Below are 16,561 nucleotides of genomic sequence, written 5' to 3' on the forward strand. Positions count from 1 at the left end.
TACAGTGTTAAAGCAAATATTATCTTTTAAAAGTTATTTACCATCACTAAAATAAGAGGTAAATATATTCTCAATCATTCTCTTTTCACTAATACTAAACCCTAACAACTGGCGTTCGGGATATTGCACGTCTTTGGCATGCAAGTTTGGCCGGTCTTTGAGTCCGAGCTGATGAATCTGCGCGATGCGCTGCACCTTGCCTGTAAACTCCACCACAGCAGCATCATTACGGCCACTGGCTTTCATGTAACGACTCGTTCGCAGCTTCTGAAACATCGTCCGCTTTATTCGTCCTTTTTTTGCCCTGAGCGGCTGGAACTTACGAGCCTGATACGGTGTGCCGTCAGGCGCTTTTTGCTGCTTGATGCGCTGCTGTTGCGATCTGCGCAGTTCTTTCGCAATTTCAGCGGCCAGCTTACGACGAGACGCCGGTGCCAATGCCCCAATAAGCCCTGCCAGTTGGTTATCAAAAGGCGTTAATTCACTCATCCCACTTACTCACCAGCTCGCCATTGATATACAGCTCAGTTGGTCGTGTAACAGGTACCGGCAGTGGCGGCTCCGGGGCATAGCTGACGTGTAACGTGCCATTCTCCTCCCGGACAAGAGTGCGTTCGGTCAGTTGCAGGCTGATACTGATATCAACATTATCCCCGTCATTTAAATCCATCTGGAATCGATAGCCCTTTTTACGCCCCTCATCGAGTGTGCAGATATCCGGCTGGTTTTCTCGCAGCCACGCCACCACCGGCACAAAAATCAGGTCGGGGTCGCCGACAAAGTCACACACGATCACATTCAGCGTGTATTTCTTTTCATGGGACAGCGAAGCCGCGAGACGCGCATCGATATTCCCCTCATCGGCAAAGATATGCATCATCTCGGGGTTATTCATTAGCTGAGGGACGGCGTCATTCAGCGCTTTGCGCAGGCTTTTCATTTTCTGCATCGATTTTATCCTGACAGTCTTTGATGGTTTCGACCTTAATCGCACAGGCGGTGAGCGCGTGCTCAAGCCTGCGAATATCGACACTCAGATCACCGTTAGTAACGGGGTTGCTTCCCGGCATCGGGCAGAGGTTCACCTTCGGACAGGCGTTGTAAACAACGGGCGGCGGAGGCGCAGCCGGTTCGGATGTGCAACCGGTGCACAGCATCAGGCAGCTTATCGCTGTACCAGCGGCGTAACGTCTCGTTTTCATTCATCAGCCTCGTTATGGTTTCTTCCCGCCTTGCCGCCTGCTCACCGGCGACGGCCAGCTCATCTCCGAGTCTGACCTGCGCATTTTCATTCGCCCTGGCGATTCGCTGCGATACGGCAAGTTGACTTTTCAGCATGCCAATCGTCATCTTTTGCTCACTGGCGACGCGGTTTGCTTTCTCAAAAGATCGGGATAAGTTCGCGTTATCGTGGCGCAGCCACAGCACCACGGCGAGCAACCCTGCCAGCAGGATCATCAGCACTTTCATTACATCCCCTTTACGCAGTAAGCCCGCTCCCGTGCACGGCGGTTCTCCAGCCCTTTATTTTTTGTGCCGTTGACATACACCCAGCGGGTGAGCTGGTCGCACGCCTGCCACCACTGGTGACGTTTGATAAACGAGACCAGCGTCGACCGGCAGGCAGCGCCGGTTCCGACGTTAAACGCAAAACTGACCAGCGAGTCATAGACGCGCGGTGGCATATCCACCGGCACACAGACCGCGAGCCGTTGCTCGACATTGAGCACATCGGCAACGAGATTCTCCGCCGCGCGCTGTTCGGTAATATCCCCTTTCGGGACCACCCCGGCAGTGTGGCCGATGCCCGACGTCCACACTCCCGCGCTGCACTGGTAAGGTGTCAGGCGACATCCTTCGAGGTAGGCAATCAGCGCCAGCCCCTCGGGCGAGGTGTTAAGCAGACGAAAGTCAGGCACCAGTGCCACCAGCGCCAGCACGGCGGCCACACTGCAGCGTTTAATGATTGAGCTCACGGACAGCCTCCTTATCGAGTCCGAGTGAGGTCAGGTAGCGGTAGGTTTTGCGCTTAAACCAGTAATTCGTCAGCGCGGTAAAAATGGCGCAGGCACTCCCCACATAGAGCGCCAGCTTTTCAGGGGACATTGCCCCGAAGTACGCCAGCCCCACGGCCAGCCAGTAAGCGATAAACGTCGTGATTTTTTCCACACTCAGTCCCATAAATTCACCGTTTCGGTTTTCGGGGCGCTGTCGGTTTCGGGCAGTTCGATTGCCGTGCCGTGCGGCAGAATAACGCCCAGCTCTGACAGACCCGGATTCGCCTGCAGCACCGTTTCAACGACGCCCTCAGTGCGCCCGTAATACCTGGCGCAAATCGCATCGAGGGTGTCACCCTGCATCGCCCGGACCTTCATCAGATTTGACCGACAATACAGCGCGGCTTGTCCTGAATACGCGCTACAGACCAGCGCATATCCCGCCACAGTTCATCGATAACCGCCTCGGTACTTTCCGCTTTGCGGTCGCCTTTCGCCGTCGCATCGATGCCGCGATAACGCTCAAACAGCGTGGCGCTGGTCATGGCGCAGACGGCGCGGAAATAGTGGAAACAGCGCACGCTTTCGCCATCGATATCATTGGCAGGCACATCAGCCAGCGTTTCATGCCCTGCAGCCATCTGCTCAACCCGCCACAGGGCAAGCTCCGCATTGGTTTCAGCCATACCGGCTTTAATCGCATCATTCAGGCGCAGCGCGGAAATGGTCTGCTCCAGACGCATCAACTCGCGCACACGCTTCGGATCCACATCAGGAAAAAAGAAGGTGTTTTTTATTACCGGCTCACTCACGCTCGGTGGCGGAATGGCCACACCCGGCACGTCCTGCGGCTCTTTTTTTGGCTCAATAATTACTGTCGTCATGACAACCTCGGGTAATGGGTGGGCGGTGGACGCCGGTCGCAGTCAGGGCAATCAATACCCGCATTGACCGGCGTGCCGCCCGGCTCGGGGAGCGTTCTGTTAACCGGTGACTTTCCTCGGGCGTCCCCGCCCTCGTTTCACCAGTAAGTCTTGTTTTTTCGCGGGTACCTTTTTCGCGGCTTTCGACGCTGTTTTTTTGACGGCGACCGGTTTCGGGTTCAGCTCACGAGTGAGGGTCTCAATGTCTTTTCTTACCCCAGCGTGGGTATCGAGCTGTAAGGCGCGTTGCAGGTGTGCCAGTGCATCAGGAAGCTGACCAGCATCACGCAGGGTCAGACCGGTGACCTTATGCAGCCGGGCGCGCACTTCGTCAGGCATATCGGCTTCAGCAGTCAGCCCAATGACGTAAAGGAGTTGCGCGGCGTCGACCGGCCCACCGGCAATACGTGCGCGGGTTGCTGCGAGGGCGACCTCTTCGGCCAGCATATAAGGCGCGGTGCGGGAATGGTTTTCCGGCATAGACAGGCCAAAATGCAGGGCATAGCGCGCAATCTCGACAGCGCCGGTGATATCCCCCGCATCCAGACGCCAGAGCATCACCGTCATCAGAATGTCATCCTGTGCGCCGGTGCCGCTTTCCAGTACGCCAGCGACCCACGGCAGGTACAGCGGGAGTATTTCGCGTTTTTTATCCGCTTTGCGTTCTTTAGAACGAATTGCTGATAGCGTCCGGCGGTCTGCGGCCAGCTTGACGAGCATTTGCTCGTAAGGTGAGGCATGACGCAGCGGGGCGTTATCCCGCTGCGATACCCTGATAGCCGAGACCCGCATCGCGTGACGCTGTGCGGGGGTTGCCATCGGTTATGCCTCCGTGCCGTCAGTGGTGCTGGTTTCAGCCGGTGCGCTGCCTGTCAGAGACTGCATCGCTTTGACCATTGCCGCCGCGAAGACTTCCGCGCTCACTGGTTCAGAGGTGGCGGGTTCTTCCGGGTCGAGGATCTCGATATTTTCAATTAGGCAACCGGCCTCGTAATCCTCGATAACGAAATCGACTTTGACCTGTTCGTAGTTTTCCACCTGGTCGAGTTTTGGATTTTCGACGATGTGGCGGCGGTGACCGTCCTCGTACAGATAAATCGAAATGTTATCCAGCGTGGTGATGAAAACGCTGTTTGCCGGGAAGAACGGCGCGCGCACTGCCTGAAGCTGACCGATGGTTTTCTGGCTGATAATCAGCTCACCGGCGAGCTGTTCGCTGTTCGCCTGGAATTTGTTAATCATCGGGAAGTATTTGTCGGTCAGGATACGGCGACCACAGATGACAACCATTTCCGGATTCTCACGGTGGATCTCCGCGACCAGCGACTCGAAAGCATCCATAATCAGCGCGTCAAGGTTGGCGTAATGCCCCCCTTTACCCACTTTGATGGTATTCGAAATCACGGAGCCGTCAGCGTCGGTGATGCTGGACATCACCCGCTCAGGCGCGTCGTTGCGGTATTTCTGCAACCAGCCGACAGCCACATCCTGAAGTAACGGGTTTTTGCTACGGTCAGAGGTCGCCGCCCGGCTCACGCCGTTAAAACCGATGGTGATGTAATCCAGTGCCTGACGCTTGATGATGGCATTACGGATGCGGATCTGGAAATCCTGGAAACGCGCCCACAGGTCGAGTTTGTTGTACTTCAGGTGATAGTCGAAGTTCACCGGATGGCAGAAATAGCGGTACGCATCCATTTTCGCGAAATCAGCGGTCTTACGCTCGACGCCACCGTCGGTATCAGCGGTGCTGGCAATGGAGCCGGTCACATCGATACCGACCTTCTCTTCGGTCAGCTCGCCAACGGTCACCATGTTGATGAGCTTCAGAAAGCTGGACGACTGCTGGATTTTGTCAAACAGGGTCTGCGTCACCGACGGCTCGACGGTGAATTTTTTGTTGAGGTCGCTGACCTCGATGCCGTTCAGTTCAGCGATACGGCTCAGGTACTGATTAAATTTAAAACGGGTGTCTTTACGCATGGCGTTTCTTTTCCTTCGGGTTTATCAGGGGTTAGCAGTCGGTCAGCGCGGAGACCGCCGAATCACCGTCACCGCCGGTACTTAACTTGCGGCGCACCTGTGATCTGCTTTCGGTGTTTTCCAGCGTGGTGGTCAGGGTGCTGAATTGCTGCGAGGTGGCGTCGGCCTGTTCGACGAGCGCTTTTTTGACGTCGGCGAGTTCGGTTTCAATGGCACTGAAACGCACCTCGGCGCTTTCGCCGCCGGTCTGCACCCGTTCGGCGATGGCGGTCACGGCTTCACATACATCACTGAAACGCGCATCGTCGTCAGTCTGTTTACGGCTGAAGATGCCTTTCACGGTGTCGCTGAGTTTAGTCAGCAGGGTGTCGGGCAAGTCTTCGAATTCCAGCTCGGCAAGGGTTGCCACTGAGAACAGGTCGCCCGGCTGGTCTTTCTTCCCGGCCAGAGGGTTTTGTTGTGCGCGGGAGCAGAATTGCAGGTATTCGGTACCGAGGCTCGCAGGGTCATCGGTGACCGCCAGCCCGATGAGGTGGCATTTGCCGGTGTTAGCAAAGTTCGGGCGGATCTCCATCGAGGTATAAACCTTCTGGCCTTGCGCCAGCATCGCGAGCAGGTTGTCGAGCGGGGCGATTTTTCCGTAGAGCGCCAGCTTACCTTTGAGCGCCGAATCGTCGTCGATCACTTCCGCTTTTGCGCCCACAACATCGCCATAACGGCAAAACGGGCTGTCGGGGTAAATGCCGCGAATATGCTCGAGGTTGATGCGACAGCCATAGACGCGCGGGTCGAAGCCGTCGGCCATCTCCTGAATATCAGTTTTACTGATTACGCGACCGTCGCAGGTGTCACCCTCGACGCCGATGCGAAACCATTTCGAAATTTTTTTAGCCATGAGTCAGGTGTCCTGAGTTGGGTTATCGGGTCGGATATAGTTTCCCGACTCCCCCACTCGCCAGCCACCGGTTACAGAAGTGCAACCCCTGACACAACAGGGGGTTAGCGATTCATCCCCCCTGAATCTTTAGCCTTGCCGTGTACTCATCACAGTGAGGTTTTATGACCCCTACCAACGACACATCACTACTCAGCGACCCTCGCCGACAGGCCGCGCTTTTGTTCTGGCAGGGCTATTCCGTGCCACAAATCGCGGAGCAGTTGCAGGTCAAGCGCCCCACGGTGCAGAGCTGGAAGCAGCGCGATAAATGGGAAGAAACCGCCCCGTTAAATCGGGTCGAATTCACGCTCGAGGCGCGACTCATTCAGCTCTATGCAAAGCCAGACCTGACGGCTCACGACTTTAAGGTCGCGGATTTTCTGGCGCGCCAGATGGAGCGCCTCGCGCGGGTTAACCGTTACGGCCAGACCGGCAACGAAGCGGATTTAAACCCGAACGTGGCCAACCGCAACAAAGGGGAAAAGAAGAAGCCGAAAAAGAATTTTTTCAGCGAAGAGGCTATCGAGAAACTCGAAGAGATTTTCCTCGAGCAGTCTTTCGACTATCAGCTCGAGTGGTGGCGCGCGGGACTGGCGCACCGCATCAGGCACATCCTGAAATCGCGACAGATTGGTGCGACGTTCTATTTTGCACGTGAGGCGCTGTTACAGGCGCTGAAGACCGGTCACAACCAGATATTTTTATCGGCCAGTAAGACACAGGCCTACGTGTTCCGTAAATACATCATCGCCTTTGCCCGACAGGTTGACGTCGAGCTTACCGGCGACCCGATTGTGCTCGGCAACAATGGCGCGGAGCTGATGTTTCTCGGTACCAATGCCAACACGGCACAGAGTCACAACGGTGACCTGTATGTCGACGAAATTTTCTGGATCCCCAACTTTCAGAAACTGAAGCGCGTCGCCGGTGGCATGTCGTCACAGGAGCATTTACGCACGACCTATTTTTCGACCCCCTCATCGCTGGCGCACGGCGCTTACCCGTTCTGGTCGGGTGAGCAGTTCAACAAGGGGCGCTCAGACAAGAGCGAGCGCGTCGATATCGATATCAGTCACGCCGTACTCGCGAAGGGCGTCGCCTGTCCTGACGGCCAGTGGCGACAGATTGTCACCATCGAGGACGCACTCGCCAAAGGGTGCACACTGTTCAACATCGATACGCTGAAGCGCGAGAACAGTGTCGATGAGTTCCGCAACCTGTTTATGTGCGAGTTCGTCGACGATAAAGCGTCGGTATTCCCGTTCGAAGAGCTACAACGCTGCATGGTCGACAGCCTCGAAAAATGGGAGGACTACGCGCCATTCGCCGAGCGGCCATTCGGTCATCGCCCGGTATGGATTGGCTACGACCCGTCATTACGTGGCGACAGCGCCGGGTGTGTCGTCATCGCGCCGCCGGTCGTCGCCGGTGGCAAATTCCGCATCCTCGAGCGCCACCAGTGGAAAGGTATGGACTTCGCCCAGCAGGCCGAATCCATTCGCGAGCTCACGCAAAAATACACCGTGGAATATATCGGCATCGATGCGACCGGACTTGGTCAGGGCGTATTCCAGCTCGTGCGGTCTTTCTACCCGGCTGCACGTGAAATCCGCTACACGCCGGAAATGAAAACCGCGATGGTGCTCAAAGCCAAAGACACCATTCGCCGCGGTTGCCTCGAGTACGACGTCAGCGCGACCGATATCACGCAGTCGTTTATGTCTATCCGCAAAACCATGACCAGCAGCGGGCGCAGCTCGACCTATGAGGCCAGCCGCACCGAGGAAGCCAGTCACGCCGATCTCGCCTGGGCAACCATGCACGTATTAATCAATGAGCCGCTGACCGCCGCGACCGGTGAGCAGTCATCCAGCATCATGGAGTGGAACTAATGAGCAAGAAACGTAACAAGCGCCAGCCGCCGCGCCCCCAAAACCACACCGCCGCACCGGCGCAGAGTATGGAAGCATTCACCTTTGGTGAGCCGACACCGGTACTCGATCGCCGCGATATTCTCGATTACGTCGAGTGCATCGACAACGGCCAGTGGTACGAGCCGCCGGTGAGTTTCTCCGGGCTGGCGAAAAGTATGCGCGCCGCCGTGCACCACAGCTCACCGATTTACGTGAAGCGTAATATTCTGGTGTCGACCTACATCCCGCATCCGCTGTTATCCCGTCAGGATTTCACCCGGTTTGCGCTCGACTATCTGGTGTTTGGCAATGCGTTTATCGAAGAGCGTCGCGGCCTGACCGGCAAGCCGTTAAAACTGGAAACCTCACCGGCGAAATATACCCGCCGTGGCATCGAGGATGGCGTGTACTGGTACATTCAGAGCTACACGCAGCCGCACCAGTTCGCACCCGGCTCCGTCTTCCACCTGCTCGAGCCCGATATTAATCAGGAGCTTTACGGGATGCCGGAATACCTGAGCGCACTCAATTCAGCCTGGCTGAATGAATCGGCGACCCTGTTCCGTCGCAAGTATTACCAGAACGGCGCGCATGCGGGTTACATCATGTATGTGACCGACGCCGCGCAAAGCAGCACCGACGTCGAGGCACTACGAAAGGCGATGCGCGATTCGAAAGGGCTCGGCAATTTTAAGAACCTGTTTTTCTACGCGCCGAATGGTAAAGCAGACGGAATTAAAATCGTGCCACTGAGCGAAGTCGCCACGAAGGATGATTTTTTTAATATCAAGAAGGTCAGCGCCGCTGACCTGCTCGACGCGCACCGCATCCCATTCCAGCTTATGGGCGGTAAGCCTGAGAACGTCGGCTCCGTGGGTGACGTTGAGAAGGTGGCAAAGGTTTTTGTGCGTAACGAACTAACCCCGCTACAGGCGCGGTTTATGGAGTTGAACGAGTGGGCGGGTGAAGAGATTATCCGCTTCGAAAAATATAGCCTCGGCGACGACGATTAACTCCATCCAAAGCCGCCCGTCGTGGCGGCTTTACCCCCACCGCACACAACGCCCTCAGCGCCACGACACGCTGTCTCAACGCCTCAGCACCTTACGACTCGACCACAGCAATTAAAACGCCATAGCGCCGCGCTCAGGCTCTGGAAAAATAAAATAAATATCACGCTCAGCGCGCAATGCTATCCCCGCCACGCCTGCCCGCTTTATGGGTCGGATTTAATGCAGTTGCATTTCTCATAATTTCCTAGCCTTTTCTACATCCAAGTGACTGATCATTGTTGTAAAAATGCATGCATTTTCATGCAGAGTAATGCAAAGAAATCGAGATTATGATACTGATCGATCGGCCATGCCTTTTTCATCACTTTACGCATGATACTGGCAATCTGATGGCAACTAGGGACTTATCAAAAAACATAGGTGACTACCCATGGCAGGTGAAACACAAAACATTTCAGCAATGGCAGAAAAAATTTCTTCTGATTTATTCAAATGGTTTAAATGGGATCTTGTTGGTTCAACCAACGAAAACTTCCCATGCATGAAAAAAGATCAACATAAAACTAAGGCTGGAACACATCCAACAGATGTTGTCTTTTCCTACAAAGATCCATACTTGAATAGAACAGTTTTTTTGAACACAGACTTGAAAAGTTACGTTAAAGGTTCAATAACATCGACTTCGATGCGTAACGCGTTGGTTTCGCTGGCTAACTCAATTGATTGTGCCGAAGGAAGTAAAGAGTGGAAAGAACGATACTCTTATCAAAGTGGCTCTTCTGAAGTTCGAGGAATGCTGTTTGTTTATAATCATGACGGTGATTTTGACCAATCGTTCTATGATGTATTTTATCAGTCACACAACTCTGAGACTGACAAAAAGAAGCGAGGTATAAACCTTGATAACATTCCTTTAAAACAAGGGCAAAAAATCCATATTATTGAGCCAAGAACAATAAACTACCTACAATCAATAATTACTGACTTATCCCAACTAAGTCACAAAAGAGAGTTTCCTCTTGGTAGAGGGTATCAATTCTTTTATCCTGATCTATCACTACATAAAGTTAGTGGTTCACCAGAGGAACACCCAGCGACGGTTGAACTACTCACGGGCCCATTCTTAATTATTAAGCACAATGATGTGAAACACTGTGATGAAGAAACTCACAAGTGGGAAAAAACTTTTGATCACGGATACATCATTTATTATAACGGTGAAGGGAAGAACGAGTTAGAATTTGTTTACATCCTTGACACATTATCAAAATATCAACTTCTGGATGGAAATGAGAAAATCAGAATCAGAATTGTTCACCCCAACATTTATAAAGATGTCCGGGGTATTTTTATGCGCGCTAAAGAAACTTATTGTCGAGAATGGGGATTTGACGAGCATAAAAGAACAATAATTAACGCCATTGATTTCCATCAAGTAGAATTTACCAAGCCTCGTTTTAGTTCTGTTGAAATTGGTTGGGAGCGATAGTTATGAAAATCGGCTTATACAGTGTAAACGACAAAGCAATGTTTGATGCCCTCAATCAAACGAAGGTTACTCATGAAGATATGAAAAGCCTGTTTTTCAAAAGGGGCATAATTATATCTAAAGAAACAAAGCGCAAAGCTTTAGCATTGGATTTTTCAAAAAATTATCATGGTTACTCTGATTTTGAATATCTTTCTGAAATTCTTGGTTCAGTAGGTAGAAGAGAGAAAGTATCTATCAACATTGTCAATACCAGTATTAACAAAGATGGAATGGAAGCAACCATTAAATCCATCTGTGAAGACCTTCAAAAAGAAGGGGATGTTACGAATATAAACTATACTGAGAAAGGATTCGAAATCTCAGTTAAATATGTGAAATTAGATTTCAAAATGAGTGAGTTTCGTCAATCATCATCCCGTGAAGCTAAAATACAAGTAGAAGTAAATGAAGCAGGTGAGTTCATCACTCGTTTCCCACAGAATGCTAAGGCGCGTGACTTCAACGAACGTCTTATTGAAAAAATTAAGGAAGATAATACAGAAGATCCGGCAAGCCTTGATGAAATCTCACTTGAGACAATTAAAGACCCATCTGAAAGAAGCAAATTTTTTAAAGAATTGATTGTCAGCATGCCTAATTATAAATGTGTAGACGTCTCCGATGTTTATGTTACACATCCTATTCTTGAGGCTAAAAAAACCGCTCAAGAAGAAAGCGACTCAGAAGATGAGGATGATGCGGTTATTGATACTGGCTATCATATCTCAAAGGCCTCACTTAAAGGGCGTGGAGTGCTAGAATCTCCTGAACTAGCAGAGTTATTAAGCAAGGGGTTCTATATTACTAAGATTGTATGGAACTCTGTTGTAGAAAGCTTTAAGGATTCAGATAAGTATGAGTTTGAGGCGCAGTTTGTAGATCCTGATAATTGTAAACTATTCTCATATCTAGTTCGTGGAGTTTATAAATATAAAAAGGCAAGCGATTATACTAACCGTCAAAATGTAGATAAAGAAAAAGAAAATGTGCTATTATTATCCATTGAAAATACGGCTAGAGATATTTCAAATAGAATAATTTCCTCCAATACGCTTGAGGTTGTCGCTGACAAATAAAAAGGAGTTGTTATGAAAACGAAATGGTTTACTGCCAACTTCCCAGCTGGACTTGATGGGTTATATACATCCATAATTAACTCTCCTTTTGACAGTGATAAAGGTTGGGGTTTTAGCATTAACTCTTATGAAGATAAATTTATATCATCAAGATATATTGAGAAAATTGAAGTCTGTGAAATAATTACAGACCCTTATGGGAATGAAACCGAGTACACACACCTTAAATACATTCAATTTAATTTCTGGCTTTGCAACACCAAAAACAATAATTTCATTCTAATAATTGAATCTCCTCCCCGGAGTATCAAAAATTTTATAACTAATGTTATTAAATCAACGAAATCTGATTTCAGCATTTCTTGCCTCAATATTAGGATTGATGACTTCATTAGATTTCTCACGCCTCATTTTGAAAAAGTACAAGTACATAAAGCAAAGTTAAAAGATTTAACTTTTAGTAAACATACATCTGGTATTTTGGAGCTTGAATCTTCAAGTGATGCTATAGATGAGATCAGAAATATTTTCAAAAATGCAAAGTTTACAATTGATAAAGTTAAACTTAATGTTAAAGACAACACTGGTTATGAGTCATTAGAAGTAAACACTAATGGTTCCATCAGTTTTTCTGAAGAAATTTTTGACAAGATTTTTTCTACCGTAGAACAATTCACCTTTTAGCTCTCAAATTGAAAAGCACTCTAATTCCTTCAGAGTGCTTTTCCAAACATATTTAAATCATACTCTATTTAATATTAGTAATTTTTTCCGTAAAAAAAATAGTAACGGTATTGTTTCTCATCAAATTACCTTTGGCAATTTCCGCTATCAATCCCAAAGCAATTTCACGGTCTCTTTCTTGGCAAACTCCTTCAGTCGTTAGACGCGCAATCATTTCGACCCGTTCAATCATGACCTGTTCATTCAGCTCTCTATCCACACAACCTCCATCACGAGACACTGTATATACATACAGTAACACGTAATGATTAAAAATGTGAAGAAAAATAAGGCTGAAGAGCAACGTATGTACATGATATCGATAAACATTAACGATACTCACTTGCTGCGGATCTAGCCAAAATAGCAACACGACTGAGGATTCTCCTAGCTTTTGCCTGATGCGATGGCGCTACGGAGAATATTTCACCTTTGGACGTTCCGCGCAGCCATTTACCGTCAAAGCAACTTTTACCAGCTGCCATTAGGTGCAGGGCTTCGCCCCGGCTAATGGTTATGCCGGTTATCAGATGTATCTCGTCGATAGTTTTCGCTATTGCGGCATTTTGCTCATCCGTTCCGTGGATAAATTTATCCCTTTTTGGTGGCTTTGGTTTCCTGAGTCGGTTCGTTAGCTCTCGCCTTTGATGTCGACTCAGGGGTTTTGATAAATCGAGTTCCGGCGGATCGCTTTCGCTTCCCGTACAGTTATTGACAGAACTCCGAGAGGGCGCGGTTGCGCCCTTAACGTCAACGGCCAAATCAACGGCACGCTTCGGCACAATCTTCCACTGTGTCAGGCGAGTCAAAATTGGAGTGCCAGCACCGACCTCAGAATCGTAAACACCACGGATACAAGCCGTTTCCTCTCCATACTGGTTAAACTCATCACGCGGTTCGTACAGCGTGCGCACCTGCAGATCGTCACGGCGAACAAACGGGCCGCCCTGAGCATTAACGTAACCGGCCCAATCGCCAGCATCAGCAGCATCATGTACAGCAGCAAATTCCACGCTCAGGCCGTGCGCGATTTCTGTATCAGCGAGGCGACGCAGCTCACGATAAACCGTCACCGGCGCACCGCCGATAAACTGAAACTGACGGATATGCCAGCGTGCCGCCCACGCTGAAACAGCGGGCGCTGTCTCTTTTAATAATTCACCGCTTTCGTCATCGGTTTCGCCATCGAGGGCGTAACCATCGATATTTTTTGAGATGTATTTAGCGACATAGCCGGTCGCACTGCCTTTCTCCGGGTCAATCGCTTCGGCGTGAAAGCGTGCTTTTTTGGCTTTGTCACTATTCAGTTCGTGACCATCTTCCTGCCATGCGTAATCACGAATGACGCGGCGAACTCGTTCGACATCCTCAGGTAACATAAACATAAGCATGTGCCAGTGAGGGGTTGCGTCATGATGCGGTTCGGAGACACGGATGCCGAAAATGCGGATCTCATCCCGATGCAGTTTCGCCCTGATGCGCGCCCAAAGACTGATGAGATAACCCTGCGTATCTGACGGGCTGGCGCCTTTCCATTTGCTGTTCCGGTATCCCGCTTTGGTTGTGGCGTGATATTTGGATGGCGCAGTGAGGGTGTAAAATTCGCCGACATAGCCGAGGTCATTGCAGATGTTTTCGAAACCGCGAATACGCGTCATGAGCTCGCAACGGCGGATCGAAGGATTGGCGACCGAGCCGTCATATTTCTCAATCAGGCTAATCCGGTTGCCTTCTTCATCCTCAAGCTCAAGCCCCTTGAGAAACTCACGCGTCCTACGCTTTTGCTCGCGCCAGTCTGTTACACAGTTCATACTCGCATAGACATGTTTTTTCTTACTGACATTACCGACAGCAATTTGCAGATGTTCGCGCCATGCAGACGCGACACGACGCAGACGACCTCGCCACCATGTTTCGGTAAACATGCGGATCACAGCGGGGGCAATGTCATTTTTGTCGAAGAATTTCTTTGTCACTCGCTCCCAGTGAGGAGGGGTGACATTGAATTGTTGTGAGATAAATCCGGCGCGCATGTACCAGGCATAAAGCGTTTTGAGCTCACCAAACCCGGCGTCGTCGATATTAGCCAGCTCCGAACGGATGAAATTAGCAATGTCACCGGCCAGCAGGTCGATATCAGCACGCGACATATCCGGGAGTCGGTTAAATCTGGCAATCATATTCACCATACGTGACGCCAGATATTGCATTAACTGAGTATCAAAATGACCACCGAAAACAGCAGCAGAAACGTCGCTTTTGATACCGATACATTCATATTTTTTGGCAACCAGTTCGAGACGCGGCAATGCCCTTTTGCAAAAGCTGATTAAAAAGGCATTGGCTCGTTCACTGCCCTGCGTTTGCTCTAGTATGGTAGCCGTGCGGTTAACCTCAAATCGCACACACTCTGGCTGATGGGCAAGCGCCTTTCGCGCATGCAGCAAAGCCGCGAACATTCTGTCGCGGCGGTGCTGTTGCTCATAGGTGAGATATGGGCTGGCTAATGCAGACCCCGGAGTGTTCCACGGGTAAGCAAATTGAATAGCCAATTCATACCCCCCGGTAATGCTTTAATTTAAGCTCTGTGATTTGCTGGCAGGTTACGCAAAAAATCACACCCGATATCGCTATACGGCGTGCCTCCGGGATGGGTGCGTCACATTCTTCGCACAGCAGGCGAGACGGTGCAGCGTTACGGCTGCGAGCATTGCTGATGTGACGCTCGCGGTCTTCCTGCTCGCGCTGTTGTGCTAAATCCATTGCGTCGGCCATTAGTGCAGCTCCTGTGATTCGTTCTCAAAGCTGCAGGCTTCGCGGCGCAGCAATTCGGCAGCTTCTGTGCCGTTCATGCCCTCTTTGGTGATGTGGATAGCCAGCGCCTCAAGGCGGATTGAAACAGCGAGGGCGCGGTCTTTGCGTTCTTCTTTTCTGGCATCTGTCAGCAATACGGCCAGCGCATCGCTGTCAGTTTTAAAACTACGGAATTGGGTATTTCGCATTAGTAACTCTCCTGATTTCGGGCAATAAAAGGCCCGGCGGGTTTACGCCATTAATTGTTCTGTCTGGATTAATTCGGCATGGTTAGCCGTTTGGGAAATAAGCTCACTACTGCGCGAAAATGATTCATCGCGGTAATAAGCGCTTTTTTCTCCTCAGTAGTCAGCTCACTTAATTTGAGCTCATGACGAGCTGCTGATATTTTTGCCAGAAAAAAAATAGCGGCCAGCGCACGATTATTTTCTTCAAATTGTGGGTCATGTTTATCGCGCATATCATGGACAAAACGCTCAACCTCTTTCCAGCTATCGCCCCAATATCTCGCGCGCAATTCAGCCACATGATTGAGACCGGCCAGACGTTCACCCGCTTTTAGCGGAATAGTCGCGGAAACAGCTTCGATAGCCATGATTCCCCCTGCTTTTGAGTAGAGAGGCCTGCCAGTAAATCAGTCTGTGAGCGGCTCGGGTGCCAGCGCTTGCCGTCCTTACCTGAGATCCAGCCGTGGCCGTAGTGCATGCAGGGGCTTTGCTTAACGAGCAGAGATGCGAATGACGGTTCACTTTTCAGCATACGCACCTCAAATCAACCCGAACGATGCGCCAATACCGCTCATGGTATCGACCACGCTCGACATAGCGGGATTAGTCTGCAGACGCGCATGCAGCGCCAGCGCCGATAATGACAACATGCGAATGCCAGCATTAACGCTCTCAATCATGTTGTGCTTACGGGCCGGGGTCAGACGCTCATCAGAGACCGCACCGTTTGCCAGCTCGCCGAGTTCACGCATTGCTCGCATGACATAAGACTGCAGTTTGTCTTTAGCCAACTCATTAACCGGCACGCATGGCAGGCAATGAATCTGCGCCAGAAAACCATCAACAAGGGTTGAGTCTTCAGTCAGGTCAGTCAGCAGCCACAATTCAGGCGGCGTAAACTGGTGAGGCTGTTCTGGGTTGAGCTTGTTACGTAACGTCTGAACATTCATACACGTACGCTCGGCCAGCTTCGCCATGTTGTGACGCTGCGCAAAGGCGCGGCATGCTTCGTCATAGTGGGGATGTTTGGAAACCTGAAAATCAAACATGTTGCATCCTTAAAATTCACATAAAGTGAATTACGCGCCAACGATGATTTGAAAACGGGAGTGGCCCAATGCATCACGGACCTGCTTTTCTTTCCACTGTGCGTAAAGGATCCGGACACGACCACCTGCACGAATACAACCAGGCTTGATTACACGGGGTTCGATAGGCAAGCAAGGGCTATTGCCAGTTGTCCAGCGGCGAACGGTGCTAAGAGAAACGCCCTCCAGAGAGGCAAATTCTTCTGGATAGACCTTCTCGCGTGGAATTTTGACGATTGTAATTTCACTAGCCATGTTGCATCATTCCCAGTTCGTTAATGTTTGTCACAGATTGCTAACGATTAGCAGCGATTGCCATCAGTGACTTCGACTTTA

The 16,561-nt window shown here is 50.6% G+C and carries 23 protein-coding genes and 1 pseudogene; 5 read left to right on the forward strand and 19 right to left on the reverse strand.

Features of this window, described 5'->3' with window-relative positions; all coding sequences use genetic code 11:
* Positions 1-33: 33 nt before the first annotated feature.
* The 11 genes from OGV89_RS12970 to OGV89_RS13020 all read right to left on the reverse strand — a co-directional run bounded on the left by OGV89_RS12970 (position 34) and on the right by OGV89_RS13020 (position 5,798).
* Entirely contained in the window at positions 34-489 is a 456-nt protein-coding gene (locus tag OGV89_RS12970; RefSeq protein WP_286558734.1) for a phage virion morphogenesis protein, read from the reverse strand.
* Complete coding sequence (locus OGV89_RS12975) at positions 482-949, reverse strand: phage tail protein (protein WP_286558736.1); 468 nt, start codon at positions 947-949, stop codon at positions 482-484. Before OGV89_RS12975 ends, OGV89_RS12970 begins: the two co-directional genes overlap by 8 nt.
* On the reverse strand, positions 912-1,157 hold the full coding sequence (gene lysC, locus OGV89_RS12980) for an Rz1-like lysis system protein LysC (RefSeq protein WP_286558738.1): 246 nt from the start codon (positions 1,155-1,157) through the stop codon (positions 912-914). Before lysC ends, OGV89_RS12975 begins: the two co-directional genes overlap by 38 nt.
* On the reverse strand, positions 1,045-1,470 hold the full coding sequence (gene lysB / locus OGV89_RS12985) for an Rz-like lysis system protein LysB (protein WP_286558740.1): 426 nt from the start codon (positions 1,468-1,470) through the stop codon (positions 1,045-1,047). Before lysB ends, lysC begins: the two co-directional genes overlap by 113 nt.
* Positions 1,470-1,976 carry a lysozyme gene (locus tag OGV89_RS12990; RefSeq protein WP_286558742.1) on the reverse strand — a complete coding sequence of 169 codons (507 nt, stop codon included), beginning with the start codon at positions 1,974-1,976 and terminating at the stop codon, positions 1,470-1,472. Before OGV89_RS12990 ends, lysB begins: the two co-directional genes overlap by 1 nt.
* The gene (locus OGV89_RS12995) at positions 1,960-2,181 is read right to left on the reverse strand and encodes a phage holin family protein (RefSeq protein ID WP_088168994.1); all 222 of its coding nucleotides are present in this window, start codon (positions 2,179-2,181) and stop codon (positions 1,960-1,962) included. Before OGV89_RS12995 ends, OGV89_RS12990 begins: the two co-directional genes overlap by 17 nt.
* Positions 2,172-2,375 carry a tail protein X gene (locus OGV89_RS13000; RefSeq protein WP_046276226.1) on the reverse strand — a complete coding sequence of 68 codons (204 nt, stop codon included), beginning with the start codon at positions 2,373-2,375 and terminating at the stop codon, positions 2,172-2,174. The genes OGV89_RS12995 and OGV89_RS13000 overlap by 10 nt, the downstream gene beginning before the upstream one ends.
* Complete coding sequence (locus OGV89_RS13005; RefSeq protein WP_286558744.1) at positions 2,375-2,881, reverse strand: head completion/stabilization protein; 507 nt, start codon at positions 2,879-2,881, stop codon at positions 2,375-2,377. The genes OGV89_RS13000 and OGV89_RS13005 overlap by 1 nt, the downstream gene beginning before the upstream one ends.
* A gap of 99 nt (positions 2,882-2,980) precedes the next feature.
* Positions 2,981-3,739, reverse strand: coding sequence for a phage terminase small subunit (locus OGV89_RS13010; protein WP_286558746.1), 759 nt, complete (start codon positions 3,737-3,739; stop codon positions 2,981-2,983).
* A gap of 3 nt (positions 3,740-3,742) precedes the next feature.
* Positions 3,743-4,903 carry a phage major capsid protein, P2 family gene (locus tag OGV89_RS13015; RefSeq protein WP_286558747.1) on the reverse strand — a complete coding sequence of 387 codons (1,161 nt, stop codon included), beginning with the start codon at positions 4,901-4,903 and terminating at the stop codon, positions 3,743-3,745.
* 31 nt (positions 4,904-4,934) lie between these two features.
* Positions 4,935-5,798, reverse strand: a complete 864-nt coding sequence (locus OGV89_RS13020; RefSeq protein ID WP_286558748.1) for a GPO family capsid scaffolding protein — start codon at positions 5,796-5,798, stop codon at positions 4,935-4,937.
* A 164-nt stretch (positions 5,799-5,962) separates the two neighbouring features.
* On the opposite strand from OGV89_RS13020, the gene OGV89_RS13025 reads away from it, so the two are divergent.
* The 5 genes from OGV89_RS13025 to OGV89_RS13045 all read left to right on the forward strand — a co-directional run bounded on the left by OGV89_RS13025 (position 5,963) and on the right by OGV89_RS13045 (position 12,057).
* Complete coding sequence (locus tag OGV89_RS13025) at positions 5,963-7,732, forward strand: terminase ATPase subunit family protein (RefSeq protein ID WP_286558750.1); 1,770 nt, start codon at positions 5,963-5,965, stop codon at positions 7,730-7,732.
* Positions 7,732-8,766 carry a phage portal protein gene (locus tag OGV89_RS13030; RefSeq protein ID WP_286558752.1) on the forward strand — a complete coding sequence of 345 codons (1,035 nt, stop codon included), beginning with the start codon at positions 7,732-7,734 and terminating at the stop codon, positions 8,764-8,766. Before OGV89_RS13025 ends, OGV89_RS13030 begins: the two co-directional genes overlap by 1 nt.
* A 430-nt stretch (positions 8,767-9,196) precedes the next feature.
* Positions 9,197-10,255, forward strand: a complete 1,059-nt coding sequence (locus tag OGV89_RS13035) for a PD-(D/E)XK nuclease domain-containing protein (protein ID WP_286558754.1) — start codon at positions 9,197-9,199, stop codon at positions 10,253-10,255.
* Positions 10,256-10,257: 2 nt separating this feature from the next.
* Positions 10,258-11,373, forward strand: coding sequence for a hypothetical protein (locus OGV89_RS13040; protein ID WP_286558756.1), 1,116 nt, complete (start codon positions 10,258-10,260; stop codon positions 11,371-11,373).
* Between the two features lie 12 nt (positions 11,374-11,385).
* Positions 11,386-12,057, forward strand: coding sequence for a hypothetical protein (locus OGV89_RS13045; protein WP_286558758.1), 672 nt, complete (start codon positions 11,386-11,388; stop codon positions 12,055-12,057).
* 88 nt (positions 12,058-12,145) lie between these two features.
* On the opposite strand, the pseudogene OGV89_RS13050 reads toward OGV89_RS13045, so the two are convergent.
* The 8 genes and pseudogenes from OGV89_RS13050 to OGV89_RS13085 all read right to left on the reverse strand — a co-directional run.
* Positions 12,146-12,316 (reverse strand): annotated as a pseudogene (locus OGV89_RS13050) (DinI family protein); the annotation flags it as partial.
* Between the two features lie 109 nt (positions 12,317-12,425).
* A complete protein-coding gene (locus OGV89_RS13055; protein ID WP_286558760.1) occupies positions 12,426-14,648 on the reverse strand; it encodes a replication endonuclease in 2,223 nt (740 codons plus the stop codon).
* 1 nt (position 14,649) lies between these two features.
* Complete coding sequence (locus OGV89_RS13060) at positions 14,650-14,871, reverse strand: TraR/DksA family transcriptional regulator (RefSeq protein ID WP_286558762.1); 222 nt, start codon at positions 14,869-14,871, stop codon at positions 14,650-14,652.
* On the reverse strand, positions 14,871-15,098 hold the full coding sequence (locus OGV89_RS13065; protein ID WP_286558764.1) for a DUF2732 domain-containing protein: 228 nt from the start codon (positions 15,096-15,098) through the stop codon (positions 14,871-14,873). Before OGV89_RS13065 ends, OGV89_RS13060 begins: the two co-directional genes overlap by 1 nt.
* A 68-nt stretch (positions 15,099-15,166) precedes the next feature.
* A complete protein-coding gene (locus tag OGV89_RS13070; RefSeq protein ID WP_286558766.1) occupies positions 15,167-15,505 on the reverse strand; it encodes a DUF5347 domain-containing protein in 339 nt (112 codons plus the stop codon).
* Positions 15,469-15,669: a phage filamentation protein Fil family protein gene (locus OGV89_RS13075; protein WP_286558768.1), complete on the reverse strand. Its 201-nt coding sequence runs from the start codon at positions 15,667-15,669 to the stop codon at positions 15,469-15,471. The genes OGV89_RS13070 and OGV89_RS13075 overlap by 37 nt, the downstream gene beginning before the upstream one ends.
* Before the next feature lie 7 nt (positions 15,670-15,676).
* Positions 15,677-16,186 carry a phage regulatory CII family protein gene (locus tag OGV89_RS13080; RefSeq protein ID WP_286558769.1) on the reverse strand — a complete coding sequence of 170 codons (510 nt, stop codon included), beginning with the start codon at positions 16,184-16,186 and terminating at the stop codon, positions 15,677-15,679.
* Positions 16,187-16,216: 30 nt separating this feature from the next.
* Positions 16,217-16,480, reverse strand: a complete 264-nt coding sequence (locus OGV89_RS13085; RefSeq protein ID WP_100778841.1) for a hypothetical protein — start codon at positions 16,478-16,480, stop codon at positions 16,217-16,219.
* Positions 16,481-16,561 lie beyond the last annotated feature (81 nt).

This window comes from Citrobacter sp. Cf125 (assembly GCF_030333935.1).
GTDB classification, from domain to species: domain Bacteria; phylum Pseudomonadota; class Gammaproteobacteria; order Enterobacterales; family Enterobacteriaceae; genus Citrobacter; species Citrobacter freundii.

What these genes read in the sequence shown, in the direction of transcription:
- OGV89_RS13035 (WP_286558754.1), top strand. Translation starts at nt 9,197, where the DNA reads ATGGCAGGTGAAACACAAAACATTTCAGCAATGGCAGAAAAAATTTCT.
- OGV89_RS13020 (WP_286558748.1), bottom strand. Translation starts at nt 5,798, where the DNA reads ATGGCTAAAAAAATTTCGAAATGGTTTCGCATCGGCGTCGAGGGTGAC.
- OGV89_RS13025 (WP_286558750.1), top strand. Translation starts at nt 5,963, where the DNA reads ATGACCCCTACCAACGACACATCACTACTCAGCGACCCTCGCCGACAG.
- OGV89_RS13000 (WP_046276226.1), bottom strand. Translation starts at nt 2,375, where the DNA reads ATGAAGGTCCGGGCGATGCAGGGTGACACCCTCGATGCGATTTGCGCC.
- OGV89_RS13010 (WP_286558746.1), bottom strand. Translation starts at nt 3,739, where the DNA reads ATGGCAACCCCCGCACAGCGTCACGCGATGCGGGTCTCGGCTATCAGG.
- OGV89_RS12995 (WP_088168994.1), bottom strand. Translation starts at nt 2,181, where the DNA reads ATGGGACTGAGTGTGGAAAAAATCACGACGTTTATCGCTTACTGGCTG.
- OGV89_RS12970 (WP_286558734.1), bottom strand. Translation starts at nt 489, where the DNA reads ATGAGTGAATTAACGCCTTTTGATAACCAACTGGCAGGGCTTATTGGG.
- lysB (WP_286558740.1), bottom strand. Translation starts at nt 1,470, where the DNA reads ATGAAAGTGCTGATGATCCTGCTGGCAGGGTTGCTCGCCGTGGTGCTG.
- OGV89_RS13015 (WP_286558747.1), bottom strand. Translation starts at nt 4,903, where the DNA reads ATGCGTAAAGACACCCGTTTTAAATTTAATCAGTACCTGAGCCGTATC.
- OGV89_RS13060 (WP_286558762.1), bottom strand. Translation starts at nt 14,871, where the DNA reads ATGGCCGACGCAATGGATTTAGCACAACAGCGCGAGCAGGAAGACCGC.
- OGV89_RS13075 (WP_286558768.1), bottom strand. Translation starts at nt 15,669, where the DNA reads ATGCTGAAAAGTGAACCGTCATTCGCATCTCTGCTCGTTAAGCAAAGC.
- OGV89_RS13085 (WP_100778841.1), bottom strand. Translation starts at nt 16,480, where the DNA reads ATGGCTAGTGAAATTACAATCGTCAAAATTCCACGCGAGAAGGTCTAT.
- OGV89_RS12975 (WP_286558736.1), bottom strand. Translation starts at nt 949, where the DNA reads ATGCAGAAAATGAAAAGCCTGCGCAAAGCGCTGAATGACGCCGTCCCT.
- OGV89_RS13080 (WP_286558769.1), bottom strand. Translation starts at nt 16,186, where the DNA reads ATGTTTGATTTTCAGGTTTCCAAACATCCCCACTATGACGAAGCATGC.
- lysC (WP_286558738.1), bottom strand. Translation starts at nt 1,157, where the DNA reads ATGCTGTGCACCGGTTGCACATCCGAACCGGCTGCGCCTCCGCCGCCC.
- OGV89_RS13030 (WP_286558752.1), top strand. Translation starts at nt 7,732, where the DNA reads ATGAGCAAGAAACGTAACAAGCGCCAGCCGCCGCGCCCCCAAAACCAC.
- OGV89_RS13040 (WP_286558756.1), top strand. Translation starts at nt 10,258, where the DNA reads ATGAAAATCGGCTTATACAGTGTAAACGACAAAGCAATGTTTGATGCC.
- OGV89_RS13045 (WP_286558758.1), top strand. Translation starts at nt 11,386, where the DNA reads ATGAAAACGAAATGGTTTACTGCCAACTTCCCAGCTGGACTTGATGGG.
- OGV89_RS13070 (WP_286558766.1), bottom strand. Translation starts at nt 15,505, where the DNA reads ATGGCTATCGAAGCTGTTTCCGCGACTATTCCGCTAAAAGCGGGTGAA.
- OGV89_RS13005 (WP_286558744.1), bottom strand. Translation starts at nt 2,881, where the DNA reads ATGACGACAGTAATTATTGAGCCAAAAAAAGAGCCGCAGGACGTGCCG.
- OGV89_RS13065 (WP_286558764.1), bottom strand. Translation starts at nt 15,098, where the DNA reads ATGCGAAATACCCAATTCCGTAGTTTTAAAACTGACAGCGATGCGCTG.